This is a genomic window from Nocardia camponoti, assembly GCF_014646135.1.
In the GTDB taxonomy this organism is placed as follows: domain Bacteria; phylum Actinomycetota; class Actinomycetes; order Mycobacteriales; family Mycobacteriaceae; genus Nocardia; species Nocardia camponoti.
In genome coordinates this window covers 930,610-943,402 of the sequence record NZ_BMMW01000001.1, presented here as the reverse complement: position 1 = coordinate 943,402, position 12,793 = coordinate 930,610, and the positions used below count along the sequence as shown (strand labels likewise).

The 12,793-nt window shown below is 66.1% G+C and carries 15 protein-coding genes; 10 read left to right on the top strand and 5 right to left on the bottom strand.

Translation table 11 applies throughout. The features are described from left to right. The first annotated feature begins 96 nt into the window (after positions 1 to 96). The gene (locus IEX78_RS04335; RefSeq protein WP_229683699.1) at positions 97 to 912 is read left to right on the top strand and encodes an acyl-CoA thioesterase domain-containing protein; all 816 of its coding nucleotides are present in this window, start codon (positions 97 to 99) and stop codon (positions 910 to 912) included. Between the two features lie 242 nt (positions 913 to 1,154). On the opposite strand, the gene IEX78_RS04330 is transcribed toward IEX78_RS04335, so the two are convergent. Next, positions 1,155 to 1,676, bottom strand: coding sequence for an SDR family oxidoreductase (locus IEX78_RS04330; RefSeq protein ID WP_188827476.1), 522 nt, complete (start codon positions 1,674 to 1,676; stop codon positions 1,155 to 1,157). Positions 1,677 to 1,757: 81 nt separating this feature from the next. Here IEX78_RS04330 and IEX78_RS04325 point away from each other — a divergent pair, with 81 nt between their 5' ends. From IEX78_RS04325 to fmt, 5 genes are all read left to right on the top strand, one after another. Then, on the top strand, positions 1,758 to 2,342 hold the full coding sequence (locus IEX78_RS04325; protein WP_188827474.1) for a TetR/AcrR family transcriptional regulator: 585 nt from the start codon (positions 1,758 to 1,760) through the stop codon (positions 2,340 to 2,342). 79 nt (positions 2,343 to 2,421) lie between these two features. Beyond that, on the top strand, positions 2,422 to 3,102 hold the full coding sequence (locus tag IEX78_RS04320) for a PadR family transcriptional regulator (protein WP_188827472.1): 681 nt from the start codon (positions 2,422 to 2,424) through the stop codon (positions 3,100 to 3,102). A 195-nt stretch (positions 3,103 to 3,297) separates the two neighbouring features. Beyond that, the gene (locus tag IEX78_RS04315) at positions 3,298 to 4,230 is read left to right on the top strand and encodes a lipase family alpha/beta hydrolase (protein ID WP_188828227.1); all 933 of its coding nucleotides are present in this window, start codon (positions 3,298 to 3,300) and stop codon (positions 4,228 to 4,230) included. Between the two features lie 85 nt (positions 4,231 to 4,315). Next, on the top strand, positions 4,316 to 4,855 hold the full coding sequence (gene def, locus IEX78_RS04310; protein ID WP_188827470.1) for a peptide deformylase: 540 nt from the start codon (positions 4,316 to 4,318) through the stop codon (positions 4,853 to 4,855). Then, positions 4,855 to 5,778: a methionyl-tRNA formyltransferase gene (gene fmt, locus IEX78_RS04305; protein WP_188827469.1), complete on the top strand. Its 924-nt coding sequence runs from the start codon at positions 4,855 to 4,857 to the stop codon at positions 5,776 to 5,778. The genes def and fmt overlap by 1 nt, the downstream gene beginning before the upstream one ends. A 245-nt stretch (positions 5,779 to 6,023) precedes the next feature. Here fmt and IEX78_RS04300 read toward each other — a convergent pair whose 3' ends face one another. Next, positions 6,024 to 6,536: a hypothetical protein gene (locus tag IEX78_RS04300; RefSeq protein ID WP_188827468.1), complete on the bottom strand. Its 513-nt coding sequence runs from the start codon at positions 6,534 to 6,536 to the stop codon at positions 6,024 to 6,026. Between IEX78_RS04300 and IEX78_RS04295 the strand changes: the two genes are divergently transcribed. Then, positions 6,513 to 7,874, top strand: coding sequence for an RsmB/NOP family class I SAM-dependent RNA methyltransferase (locus tag IEX78_RS04295; protein WP_188827466.1), 1,362 nt, complete (start codon positions 6,513 to 6,515; stop codon positions 7,872 to 7,874). The genes IEX78_RS04300 and IEX78_RS04295 overlap by 24 nt on opposite strands. A 28-nt stretch (positions 7,875 to 7,902) precedes the next feature. Here the strand turns inward: IEX78_RS04295 and IEX78_RS04290 are convergent, their stop codons facing one another. Beyond that, a complete protein-coding gene (locus IEX78_RS04290; RefSeq protein WP_229683698.1) occupies positions 7,903 to 8,787 on the bottom strand; it encodes a SigB/SigF/SigG family RNA polymerase sigma factor in 885 nt (294 codons plus the stop codon). Next, positions 8,787 to 9,209, bottom strand: a complete 423-nt coding sequence (locus IEX78_RS04285) for an ATP-binding protein (protein WP_188827464.1) — start codon at positions 9,207 to 9,209, stop codon at positions 8,787 to 8,789. The genes IEX78_RS04290 and IEX78_RS04285 overlap by 1 nt, the downstream gene beginning before the upstream one ends. Positions 9,210 to 9,297: 88 nt before the next feature. Between IEX78_RS04285 and rpe the strand changes: the two genes are divergently transcribed. Then, a complete protein-coding gene (rpe, locus tag IEX78_RS04280; protein WP_188828226.1) occupies positions 9,298 to 9,954 on the top strand; it encodes a ribulose-phosphate 3-epimerase in 657 nt (218 codons plus the stop codon). A gap of 6 nt (positions 9,955 to 9,960) precedes the next feature. Here rpe and IEX78_RS04275 read toward each other — a convergent pair whose 3' ends face one another. Beyond that, positions 9,961 to 10,431 carry a hypothetical protein gene (locus tag IEX78_RS04275; protein WP_188827462.1) on the bottom strand — a complete coding sequence of 157 codons (471 nt, stop codon included), beginning with the start codon at positions 10,429 to 10,431 and terminating at the stop codon, positions 9,961 to 9,963. A 349-nt stretch (positions 10,432 to 10,780) separates the two neighbouring features. On the opposite strand from IEX78_RS04275, the gene IEX78_RS04270 reads away from it, so the two are divergent. Both IEX78_RS04270 and IEX78_RS04265 read left to right on the top strand, forming a co-directional pair. Next, positions 10,781 to 11,404, top strand: a complete 624-nt coding sequence (locus IEX78_RS04270) for a riboflavin synthase (RefSeq protein ID WP_188827459.1) — start codon at positions 10,781 to 10,783, stop codon at positions 11,402 to 11,404. 126 nt (positions 11,405 to 11,530) lie between these two features. Continuing rightward, a complete protein-coding gene (locus tag IEX78_RS04265; protein WP_188827457.1) occupies positions 11,531 to 12,775 on the top strand; it encodes a bifunctional 3,4-dihydroxy-2-butanone-4-phosphate synthase/GTP cyclohydrolase II in 1,245 nt (414 codons plus the stop codon). The last annotated feature ends 18 nt before the right edge of the window (positions 12,776 to 12,793 follow it).

The window sequence follows — 12,793 nt, the reverse complement described above, 5'->3', positions numbered from 1 at the left end:
GCGGGTCATCCGCTAGCGAATGTGGCGTTCGTTGACCCATTCCCCACGTAGGTAAAACGTGTTCTAATGCAAGCTGCTGTTGGCGAGAGGAACGCGGTGGAATTTTTTACGACCGAAGGTGGCCGCTTCCTGCCGAGTGCGCTGTCGATTAGTCGCTGGTCGGACAATCAGCTCAACGGGGTCGCGGTGTGCGGGCTCCTCGCGATGGAAGCCGAAAAGCACTGTCCCGCACAGGGATTCGTTCCCGCGCGCTTCACTGTCGACCTGTTCCGGCCCGTCATCAATGCCCCCATCTCGGTGCATAGCGGTGTGATTCGCGCGGGCAACCGCATCAAAGTCGCCGATTCCTGGCTCGTGCAAGAAGGGGAGATGCGGGCGCGAGCCACCGTCACCTTCCTCGCAACCACCGAAGATGCACCGGGCGAAGTGTGGCGGCCAGCCGAGGAACTCCCCATTCCCGCGCCACGGCCAGAATTCGCCGACGCGGTAGCCGCCCCACCCCTGCTGAAATGTGGTGATGGCGAATGGCTTTCGGATTACGCCACCGCGCGCAACGCTGAACGCAAGGTGAGCTGGCATCACCTGCCTCCGCTCGTCGCGGGCCTCCCGTTCACTCCGTTCCAACGGGCGGCGGCAACCGGCGACATCACCAACCTCGTCACCAACTGGGGTTCGGCGGGCGTCGGCTACATCAATGCCGACATGACGCTCACCCTCGCTCGCCTCCCCATCGGCCCGGAGCTCGGCCTCATGGCCCTCGACCAAGTGAGCGCCGAAGGGGTCGCGGTCAGCACCGCGACCCTCTTCGACCGCGCAGGCCGACTCGGCACCTGCGTCATCAGCTCAGTAGCCAACGCCCGCAGGCAAGTCCACGTCGGCCGCCTGAGCCAGAGCCTCGCGACGGAAGCTTAAAGCCGCACCGAACTGGGCAAGCCGACGTCGTCAAAGCATCGCGACGGAAGCGTGAGCCGCGCAGAACTGGCGAGCCGACGTCGTCAAACGATCGCGACAGAGGCTTGAGCCGCGCAGAACTGGCGAGCCGACGTCGTCAAACGATCGCGACAGAGGCTTGAGCCGCACAGAACTGGCGAGCCGACGTCGTCAAACGATCGCGACAGAGTCTTGAGCCGCACAGAACTGGCGAGCCGACGTCGTCAAAGCATCGCGACAGAGGCTTGAGGCGCACAGAACTGGGCCAGCCGCTGTCGGTCGCCTTCGTCAGGAGTCTCGCTACGGAGGGTCAGGCCGCCTAACAGGATGAGCCGACGTCGGCCGCCCAAGCCCGAGCCTCGCGACGGAGGCTTAAGCCCGAACGCGCGTTCAAAAGCGAGTGACCGCGCGTAGCCGGGCACGCCAGGTCGCGTGACCGCGCCTTGCGAAGAAACGAACACCGCCCGCGAAATCCCTGCCGCCGCAGCCGCTTTCACCACGTCGACAGGATCAGGTCCGGTCATCAGTTGCTCGCCGGTGATGAGCAAGAACAGCGCGTCGCCGCCCGTCAACGCCGAAGCGAAGCTGGTCAGGTCGCCCAGATCGGCCACGGCATGGTCAACGCCCGCGGGCAATTCCACTGGCCGAGCCCCGCGCGAAACCGCCCGAACGTCCTCGCCCGATTCGGCGAGGGAAGTGATGAGCGCGCTGCCGATGTTGCCTGTCGCGCCGGTGACGATGATCATCTGAACTCCCGAGTTAGTTGACTGACTGAGTTTCGGGAGCAACCGTAGCTCCGCTTGGCTCAGGTGTCTATAGTTAGTTGTATGACTAACTCATCGACGCAGGTCACGGCCCCAAAAAAGAAGCGAGAGCGGCTCATCGACGCCGCGATCCGCGTGTTCTACGAGCAGGGCGTGGAGAAAACGACCATCGCCGACATCGCCCGCGCGGCCGACGTCCCGGTGGGCAACGTCTACTACTACTTCAAGACGAAAGATCAGTTCGTCGAGACGGTCATCGCCGCACACGAGGCCATCCTCGACGCGACGATCACCGCGCTAGAACAACTGCCCGCCCCCGCTCAACGCCTGAAAGCCATGGTCGCGGGGTGGGTCGATCAACGCGACATGGCCGCCAACTTCGGCTGCCCTTTCGGCACCCTCGCCACCGAACTCAACAAACGCAACGAACCCTTCGCCGCCGAGCCTGCCCGCGTGATGCAACGCCTAATCGACTGGGCGAGAACGCAATTCGAAGCACTGGACCGCGATGATGCCGACGAACTCGCTATCGCCTTCATCGCCGCCTATCAGGGCATCTCCGTGCTGACCAACACCTTCGGCAACCCCGCGCTGATGACGACCGAAGGAGCGCGACTGCAACGGTGGATCGACGAGCTAGCAGCCTAAAAACTCCTCCTTGCGCCCGATGGATTGTCGATATATCGTCGATACAGTAAAGATAATCCGAGAGCCTGAGGAGGCTGTCATGCGAAACGCAAACGAACGAGAGTTTGGGCACCCGGGCCGACGCGGCTGTGGTCCCGACGAAATGGAATTTGGGCACGACCGGCGGCAGTTCCGTCGCGGCGGTCGACACGGGCACGGCCCGGACTTCGGTCCTGGATTTGGCCCCGGTTTTGGTCCGGGCTTCGGTCCCGGTTTTGGTCGTGGACGTGGGCGCGGCGGCCGTGGTCGACGTGGCGACGTGCGCGCGGCGGTCCTGCTGCTGCTCGCCGAGCGCCCGATGCATGGGTACGAGCTGATTCAGCAGATCCGCGAGCGCTCCGACGACGTGTGGCGCCCGAGCCCCGGCTCGATCTACCCCGCGCTCGCCCAGCTTGAGGACGAGGGCCTGGTCATCATCGAAAAGGTCGCCGGTCGCAAGACCGCGCAGCTCACGCCCGAAGGCACCGCTTACGTCGACGCGCAGCGCGCCGAACTCGGTGACCCGTGGGCTGACGTGCGCGAAGACGTTGGCGCGCAAGCCCTCGACCTGCGTGGCCTCATCGGTCCGCTGGTTGGCGCTGCCGCCCAGGTCGCCCAGGTCGGTACGGCAGCACAGGCGGCGCGGGCTGCCGAGGTGCTCACCGAAGCGCGAAAGGCGTTGTACCGCATCCTCGCCGAAGACGGCATCGCGCCGGAAGACGACGCTGACGACGAGAAGTGATCCCCGGCGACGGGGCGGTAAACCGACCAATCCCCCGAAAACTTAGGGGTGCGCTCAACGTGCGTTTGACGACTGTGTCCGGTACTTGTTTGGTACATGGAACAGCGTTCTCGCTTGTGGGTTCGGGGAAAGACACAGTTTCGGCGCGGCGGGCGTAGGGAATCGATTCCTACGCTCGCGGCGCTGACGATGGCGATGGCCGTCGCCTTCGCGCCTAATGTCGCCGCGGCCCCCGATGGTGTTCCGCCCGCGGTCGTGCCGCTCGCTCAGGGGCCGCGCCAAACCGACCACCTCGCGGCAGCGCGCTACCTCGATGCCCATCCCGATTCAGTTCCGTTGGGGGTCAATAACTTTGACTGTCGGCCGACGGCAGCGCATCCACGCCCCGTTGTGCTCGTGCATGGCACCGATTCGAGTGCCTACTCCGATTGGGCGGCGATCGGTCCGCAGCTCGTTGACGCGGGGATGTGCGTCTTCGCCCTCAACTACGGCGGTGCGCCCGGCGCCGACACCTATGGCACCGAGGACATGCGCGTCAGCTTCGCGCAGCTGTCGGCGTTCGTCGACGACGTGCTCGCGCGCACCGGCGCGACGAAAGTCGACCTTGTTGGGTTCTCCCAGGGCGCGACCGTCAGCCGGTTCTATGTCAACAAGCTCGGGGGAGCGGCCAAGGTCGATCGGTGGGTCGGCGTCGCGTCGCCCACCTATGGCGGCGTGATGTACGGGCTGATGCCGCTCGGACAGGCGGTTCCTGGACTGCTGACCGTCTACGAGAAGGTCACCTCGGTCGCCGCCGTGCAGCAGGGCCAAGGTCAGCCGATCATGGTCGAACTCAACGCGGGCGGCGACACCGTCCCCGGCGTGCGCTACACCACCATCGGCAGCCGCGTCGATGAGATGATCCAGCCGTTCGACAGCATCGCGCTGCGCGGGCCAGGCGCGACCAACCTCGTGCTGCAAGACCTGTGCCCCGTCGACATGACCGGGCACTTTCACATGGTCTACGACCCGTTCGTCGCGCAATTGGTACGCAAGACGCTCGATCCTGACAACGCGCCCGCACCGGTTTGCGTCCCGGTTGCCCTGGGCACCGGCATCCCGGAAGTGATCATCGCGGGCAACTCCTAACGCCGCGCCCACACGCGGCGGTTAACTCTGGTCGCGGCGGAACCTAGAATGGGACGATCCGCAATTCGTCCAGCTGGGAGCCGCCGTGACCATTCAGCCCGTTCGCCTTTTCGGCGATCCGATTCTGCGTTCCCGTGCGGAGGAGGTCACCGAGTTCGGTGCGGAGCTGGCGCAGCTGGTCGCCGACCTCACCGAAACGATGCACGACGACGGCGGCGTTGGCATGGCCGCCCCGCAGATCGGCGTGGGTCTGCGGGTGTTCGTCTACGACACCGGCGACCACGCCGGGCACGTCGTGAACCCGGAGTGGACGGTCAACGGCGAAGAAACCCAGGTCGGTGCCGAAGGCTGCCTGTCGATTCCGGGCGTGCGATTCGATGTGGAACGCGCGGCCAACATCACGGTCAAGGGTGTCGACATCACCGGTGCGCCTATCGAATTCGATGCCACCGAGCTGCTCGCGCGCTGTGTGCAGCATGAGGGCGACCACCTCGACGGCATCCTGTTCATCAACCGCCTTGAGCCGTCGGACCGCAAGGCCGCGATGCGGACGATCCGCGAATCCGACTGGTTCCGCAACGGTGTCACCGTGCGCGAATCCAGCGGTGTGGGCGGTGGCCGCTGATGCGCATCGTCTTCGCCGGCACCCCGGAACCCGCTGTCCCGTCGCTGCGACGGCTCATCGACAGCGGTCGGCACGAGGTAGTTGCCGTCGTTACTCGCCCGGATGCCGTCGCCGGACGTGGTCGCAAGATCATGCGTTCGCCGGTCGGTCAGGTCGCCGACGAGCACGGCATCCCGGTGCTCACCCCGGCCAAGCCGAGCGATCCCGAGTTCGTCGCCGCGCTCACCGAACTCGCGCCCGACTGCTGCCCGGTCGTCGCTTACGGTGCGCTGCTGCCGCAACATGTGCTCGACATCCCCAAACACGGCTGGATCAACCTGCATTTCTCGCTGCTGCCCGCGTGGCGGGGGGCCGCCCCGGTGCAGGCCGCGATTGCCGCTGGCGACGAAATGACCGGTGCCACAACGTTTCTTATCGAAGCAGGTCTCGACACCGGGCCGATGTACGGCCTGATGACCGAGCCAATCAATCGCACCGACACCGCGGGCGACCTGCTCGGTCGACTCGCCGAAGCAGGCGCTGTCCTGCTCGAAAAGACGCTTGACGGCGTCGAGGATGGCGAGCTGCGCGCGGTTCCGCAGTCGCATGACGGGGTGTCGTACGCACCGAAGGTCACCGTCGAAGGTGGGCGCATCAGTTTCGGAATGCCCGCGCTACAAATTCAACGCCACATCCGCGCGGTCACGCCCGCTCCGGGCGCGTGGACCGAGGTCAACGGAATCCGGCTCAAGCTGGGTCCGGTCGAGATGGTGGAGGAAACCTTGCCCGAACACGAGATCGAGGTACGCAAATCCGGCGTGTACGTCGGAACGTCAACCACGGCAGTGCGATTGGGTCAGGTGCAACCACCGGGCAAGAAGATGATGAACGCGCTCGACTGGGCACGCGGCGCACGTTTGGCACCGGGCACGGTGACCGCATGAGCGCCTCCGACCGTCGCCGCCGCCGCGAAGCTGAGGCCCGCAAGGCTGACTCGCCCGAACGCAAAATCACGGGCAAAAACGTGGACGGCGGGTGGGCCGCGCGGGCCGCGAAGCCGAAAGGCGAAGCGGGCGAACAGCGTTGGTCCGGTCGCGACGGCGACAACCGTCCGCGTCGCCGGGACGACCGCGACCGCGCGGACCGCCGAGGTCGGGCGTACCGCACCGACGACGCGAATTCCGCTGGATCACACCAGGATTCGGCAGGCGCGTCGGGCGCGGATCGGTCGGAAGGTGCGAGCGGCGGAGGTTTCCGACGCGACCAGTCCTCGTCGCGTGATGGTGGTGCGAGCGGCAATCGTGCTGGCCAGCGCGACACCGGCGAGCGCGGTGGCGTGGGCGGGGACCGCACCGGGCAGCGCGACAGCGGCGAGCGCGGCGATCGCACCGGCCAACGCGGAGCCGAGCGGGCCGGTGCGGGCGGGGACCGCGCTGGGCAGCGCGATAGCGGCGAGCGCGGCGATCGCACCGGCCAACGCGGAGCCGAGCGGGCAGGTGCGGGCGGAAACCGATCCGGCCAGCGCGACACCAGCGAGCGCGCAGGTGTAGGTAGCAGCCGTACCGGCGCACGCGACTCGCAAGGACGGCGCGGTGGTCCCGCCAGCAGCGCGAGCAACGGCAATGCCCCACGTGGACGCCGCAACCCCGCCAATCGCGACGAGCGCGCCGACCCCAACGTGCCGACCGCGCGCAAGCGCCACGAGTCGATCGACCCCGCCCGCGAAGTCGCGCTCGACGTGCTGCGTGCGGTCCGCGAACGCGACGCCTACGCCAACCTCGTGCTCCCAAAGCTGTTGCGCGAACGCAAGATTCAGGGACGCGACGCCGCGTTCGCAACGGAACTCACCTACGGCACGTCGCGGTCGCAAGGCCAGCTTGATGCCGTGATCGCCGCTTGCGCGGGTCGCCCGGTCGCCGAAATCGACGGTCCGATCCTCGACATTCTGCGCCTCGGCGTCTACCAGCTGCTGCGTACCCGCACCAGCGCCCACGCCGCCGTCGACACCTCCGTCGATCTCGCGCGTGCCGAATTCGGCCAGGGCCGTGCGGGATTCGTCAACGCCGTGCTGCGTCGGGCGGGCGAACGCACCGCCGAAGAGTGGATCGCGGAGCTGTCGCCCGCTGATCCGGTTGGTCGCTTGGCCTTCGAGCATGCCCACCCAGTTTGGATCGCGCAGGCGTTCGCCGACGCGCTCGGTGCCGACGCTGGCGAACTCGACGACCTGCTCGCTGCCGACGACGAACGTCCGGTCGTCCACCTGGCCGCGCGTCCTGGCGAAATCACCGCCGAGGAACTCGCGCTCGTCACCGGCGGCACCGAGGGCACACTTTCGCCGTACGCGGTGTACCTCGACGGCGGCGACCCCGGCCAGCTTGAACCGATTCGCGAAGGCATCGCCGCCGTGCAGGACGAGGGCAGCCAACTGGTCGCGCTCGCCCTCACCCGCGCGCCGCTCAAGGGCGATGACCAGGGCCGCTGGCTCGACCTCTGCGCTGGTCCTGGCGGTAAGGCGGCGATGCTCGGTTCGCTGGCCGCGATCGACCTGTTCACCGTCGACGCGGTAGAACCGGCCGAACACCGCGCGGAACTGGTGCGCAAATCCACCCGCGACCTGCCCGTCACCGTGCATGTCGCCGACGGACGCGACAGCGGCCTTGAGCCCGGTTACGACCGCATCCTCGTCGACGCACCATGCACCGGTCTTGGCGCGCTGCGCCGCAGGCCTGAGGCGCGGTGGCGTCGCACGCCAAGCGACGTGCCCGAACTGGTGAGTCTGCAGCGCGAATTGCTCACGGCCGCATGGGATTTGGTGCGCCCCGGCGGGGTTGTCGTGTATTCGACGTGCTCGCCGCACCTGGCTGAGACTGTCGCGGTGGTGAATGATTTCGTGCGCAAGTCGGGTGCTGAACAGCTCGACACGCGCGAATTACTGCCTGGCGTCAATGATTTGGGTGATGGCCCTTCGGCGCAACTGTGGCCGCACCGGCACGGCACCGACGCGATGTTCGTTTCCGCGTTGCGTAAGAGCGAGTCTTAACGGCAGCGGGCCCTGTCCGACCTGGGAATCACTCCCGGTCGGACAGATCCCGTAGGCGCGCAAGGGTTTTCGCGAGAATGCGCGATACGTGCATCTGGGAGATGCCAAGCTGGTTGGCGATCTGAGTTTGGGTCATTGATTCAAAGAATCGCATGGTGAGAATGCGCCGTTCGCGTTCCGGCAGGCCCTCAAGGAGGGGGCGCACCGCGATGTATTCCTCAACGCGGTCGAACTGCGCTTCTTCTTCGCCGAGAGTGTCGAGCAGGGAAGCGTCGCTGTCGCGACCAACCGAGGCCGCGTCGATCGACGTTGGCTGATAAGCGTTGCCCGCGATCACCGCTTGCGTGACCTCATCGGGGTCAACTTCCAGCTCGGCCGCGATTTCCTTGGCAGTCGGCGCGCGACCGAGTCGCTGCGAAAGCTGATCGACCGCCCCACCGATACGCAGGTGAGTTTCCTTGACACGCCGGGGAACTCGCATCGCCCAGGTGTTGTCGCGGAAATAGCGACGCACCTCGCCCATGATCGTCGGCACCGCGAACGACAGGAAATTCGAGCCACGACTCACATCGAAGCGATCAACCGCGTGCACGAGCCCGACGCGCGCCACTTGGGCAAGGTCATCGAAGGGCTCGCCGCGCCCGCTGAATTTGCGGGCGATGTGGTCGGCGAGCGGGATGCAGCGATTGATCACCACGTCACGCGCGACGGTGTGCGCTACAGTGCCGGGTTCGGTGGCCGCTAGCCGCTCGAATAGTCGCCCGACGTCGTCGTAACCCGAAACGGGCTCCGGCGGCTCGGCCTCGGGTTCGGTGTCCTCGACTACCGCGTCGACCTCATCGACCTCGTCGATCTCAGCCTCGTCGGCGGCTAGCTCGTCGGCCGGGTCTTCGGGGGTGTTCTCGTCGTGCACTACGCCTTCCCCCGGGTTCGACGGAAGCTCACCGTCGTCGGAAAACCGGCCGCGGCGGCGTCGAAAGGCGATTGCTCGGCGGTGAGTTCGTCGGAAAGGGTGCGCAGCACATGCCAACCGAAGCTGCGCTCGTCGGGCATGCCCTCGCGTGCGGCTACACCGTCGACACGGACGCGTAATTCGAAGTCGCCCACGGTGAATTCGCAGGTGAGGTGGGAATCGGGTGCGGCGTTGGCGATGAGCGTGGAACACACCTCATCGACGGCGAGGCGCACGTCGGCCACCTCGTCGAGGGTGAAATCGCTTAGCAATACCAGGGTTTCGGCTAGCCCACGCAGAATCGGCAACTGCGACAAGGTAGCCGCCACACGAATCTGCACTGGGGCGCTGAAGAGCCCATGCTCGGCCGAAATGTTGGTCACTCCGTGCAGACTACCCACATTCGGCGCGCCTACACGCCGCTACACTTCCTTAGTGTCTACTTCGACCTTCCCGCGCCCGGCCGAGCCGATGATTGCCCCCTCCATCTTGTCCGCGGATTTCGCGCACCTGGCGAGCGAGGCCAATGCCGTCGAAGGCAGCGACTGGCTGCACGTCGACGTGATGGACGGCCACTTCGTGCCGAACCTCACCCTCGGCCTGCCCGTGGTGGAGAGCCTGATCAAAGCCACCGACATTCCGCTCGACTGCCACCTCATGATCGACAACCCCGGCCGCTGGGCACCCAGCTACGCCGAGGCCGGCGCCTACAACGTGACTATTCACGCCGAAGCAACCGACGATCCGGTCGCGGTGGCCCGCGATATTCGCGCTGCCGGTGGCAAAGCGGGTCTTTCGGTGAAACCGAATACGCCCATCGAGCCGTACCTGGAAATTCTGCGCGATTTCGACACCCTGCTGGTAATGAGTGTCGAACCGGGATTTGGCGGCCAATCCTTCATTCCCAGTGTGTTGGAGAAGGCGCGTATTGTGCGACGCCTTGTTGACTCGGGTGAATTGCGTTTGGTTGTCGAAATCGACGGTGGCATCAATTCCAACACCATCGAGCAAGCCGCCGAAGCCGGTATTGATTGTTTCGTCGCCGGGTCGGCGGTATACAACACCGCCGACCCCGGCGCTGCCGTGCGCACGCTGCGTCGTCAGGCCGCGAGCGTCTGGGCCCCGTAGCCCCGGCTACAGCGTGCGCAGTTTGCGTGCGCCGACCGAACGGGCCGCGTCGATCACCGCCGCCATCGTTGGCCGGTGATCGACGTGGTCGGGCGGGTTGATCCACAGCCGGTAGCCGGTTCGTTCGTCGTCGGGCGAAGGCAAGACGATCTGGCTGCCCGCGCAGGCGACCGTCGCATACAGGCGAAACAGTTCCGCTGACGCGCTCGCACTCACCGGTTCGCCGACGCTGCCCGTGGTGAGCAACGTCCAGCGCTTCGCGCGTGGATGCGCGACCACCGGGCCGCTCACGCCCACCTCGCTAAGCCGCGCGTGCACGCGCTCGCCCAGTTCGCTCGGCATCGTGACCGCGCCGAAAGCGGACCCAATGCGCAACAGGATGCGACGCGAATCCGGATCGATCGAGACAGGCAAGCAGAATTCGCGGCGATACCGAACGCAACGCAATTCCAGAGTCGAATCGGTGACAGTGCGCACGCGGCCCCCTTACTTGTTCTTCGACGCGGCATCGGCGACGTAACGATTCTCCCGACTCACGCGGTTGCGTCGCAAGGATTCGGATCATCGTGTTTCGAGTTCGTAATCCAAGGGTATGGCGCCGAAAGGACCGCCCGATGAATGTGCGATTAACGGGTGCGGTTTGTCATGGGAAAATTCGCCATTGCCGACCATTCGCTGCGCGCCCGTTTGTTCGCGGTCGCCATCACGCCATCGTCTAGGCTGTGGCCCGGGCGCGGCCCCGGGAGTCGTCTCGGCGCGGGAATAGCGCTCGCTTGCCCGCTGTTGGGCCAGCAGTACCGCCGACGCGACAAGGGAGAGTTCAGCGATGTTCACAGGAATCGTCGAGGAGTTGGGCGAGATCGTCGCCAGCGAGACGCTCAGCGACGCCGCCCGGCTGACGATTCGCGGCAAGCTGGTGACTTCCGATGCGCGACACGGTGATTCGATCGCTGTCAACGGGGTGTGCCTCACCGTTGTCGATGTTGTCGATGGCGACAGCTTCACCGTCGACGTGATGGCCGAGACGCTCGACCGCTCGTCGATCGGGGCGCTCGTGCCCGGCTCCCGCGTCAACCTTGAGCGCGCGGCCGCCCTCGACAGCCGCCTCGGCGGCCACCTCGTGCAGGGCCACGTCGACGGGACCGGCACCGTGCTGTCGCGGACGCCGTCGGAAAACTGGGAGGTCGTCCGGATCTCGCTGCCCGACGCCATCGCGCGGTATGTGGTGGAGAAGGGTTCGATCACCGTCGACGGTGTTTCGCTCACCGTTTCGGGACTCGGGATCGCCGACGAACCGGCGGCCGACGGCAACCGCGACTGGTTCGAGGTGTCGCTGATCCCCACCACCCTCGCGCTGACGGTGCTTGGTTCCGCCCCGGTCGGAACAGTGGTCAACCTTGAGGTTGATGTGATCGCGAAGTATGTGGAGCGGTTGGCTCAGCGGGGATGAACCGATAACGACTCACACCGCAGCCCCGGGCACTGAGAAGTTCGGCGCGGGGTGGGTCGTAATGTAGTGAAGAGACGAAAACTTCTCGACCTGCGGGCACCAGCCCGCCAGAAATTACGGAGCGGCGTGACCAGGTTGGACAGCATCGAGCGCGCGGTCGCCGATATCGCGGCCGGTAAGCCCGTCGTCGTCATCGACGACGAGGATCGCGAAAACGAGGGCGACCTCATCTTCGCGGCGGAGAAGGCAACCCCTGAGTTGGTCGCGTTCATGATCCGCTACACCTCCGGCTACATCTGCGTCCCGCTCACCGGCGACGACTGCGACCGGCTCGGCCTGCCGCCCGCCTACGCGATGAACCAGGACAAGCACGGCACCGCTTACACCGTGTCGGTCGACGCGCGCGAGGGCATCACGACGGGTATTTCCGGTGCCGACCGCGCCGTCACGATGCGACTGCTCGCCAGCGCCGAGGCCAAGGCCGACGACTTCAGCCGCCCCGGCCACGTCGTTCCGCTGCGCGCCAAGGACGGCGGCGTGTTGCGTCGCCCCGGCCACACCGAAGCCGCTGTCGACCTCGCCCGCATGGCTGGGCTGCGGCCTGCTGGCGTGATCTGCGAGATCGTCAGCCAAAAAGATGACGGCCACATGGCCCGCACCGACGAGCTGCGCGTGTTCGCCGACGAGCACGACCTCGCGATGATCTCGATCGCCGACATGATCGCGTGGCGACGCAAGCACGAAAAGCACGTCACCCGCATCGCCGAAGCGCGCATCCCCACCGCGCACGGCGACTTCAAAGCCGTCGGCTACCAGAGCGTGTTCGAAGACGCCGAGCACGTCGCGTTGGTGCGCGGCGACATCGGCGACGGCGAAGACGTGCTCGTGCGCGTGCACTCCGAATGCCTCACCGGCGATGTCTTCGGCTCACTGCGCTGCGACTGCGGCCCCCAGCTTGATGCCGCGCTGGAAATGGTCGACGCCGAGGGGCGTGGCGTTGTGCTCTACATGCGCGGGCACGAGGGCCGTGGCATTGGGCTGATGCACAAGTTGCAGGCATACCAGTTGCAGGATTCCGGGCGCGACACCGTCGACGCCAACCTCGACCTCGGCCTGCCCGCCGACGCACGCGACTACGGGACAGGCGCGCAGATCCTCGTCGACCTCGGTATTCGCTCGATGCGGCTGCTCACCAACAACCCGGCCAAGCGCGTCGGGCTCGACGGATACGGCCTCAAGATCACCGACCGGGTCCCCATGCCGTTGCGCGCCAACGCCGAAAACCTGCACTACCTGCGCACCAAGCGCGACCGGATGGGCCACGAACTCGTCGGCCTCGACGATCTGGATCTGGGCGAAACCGCGCAGTGACGATTCCCCGTTTCGAAA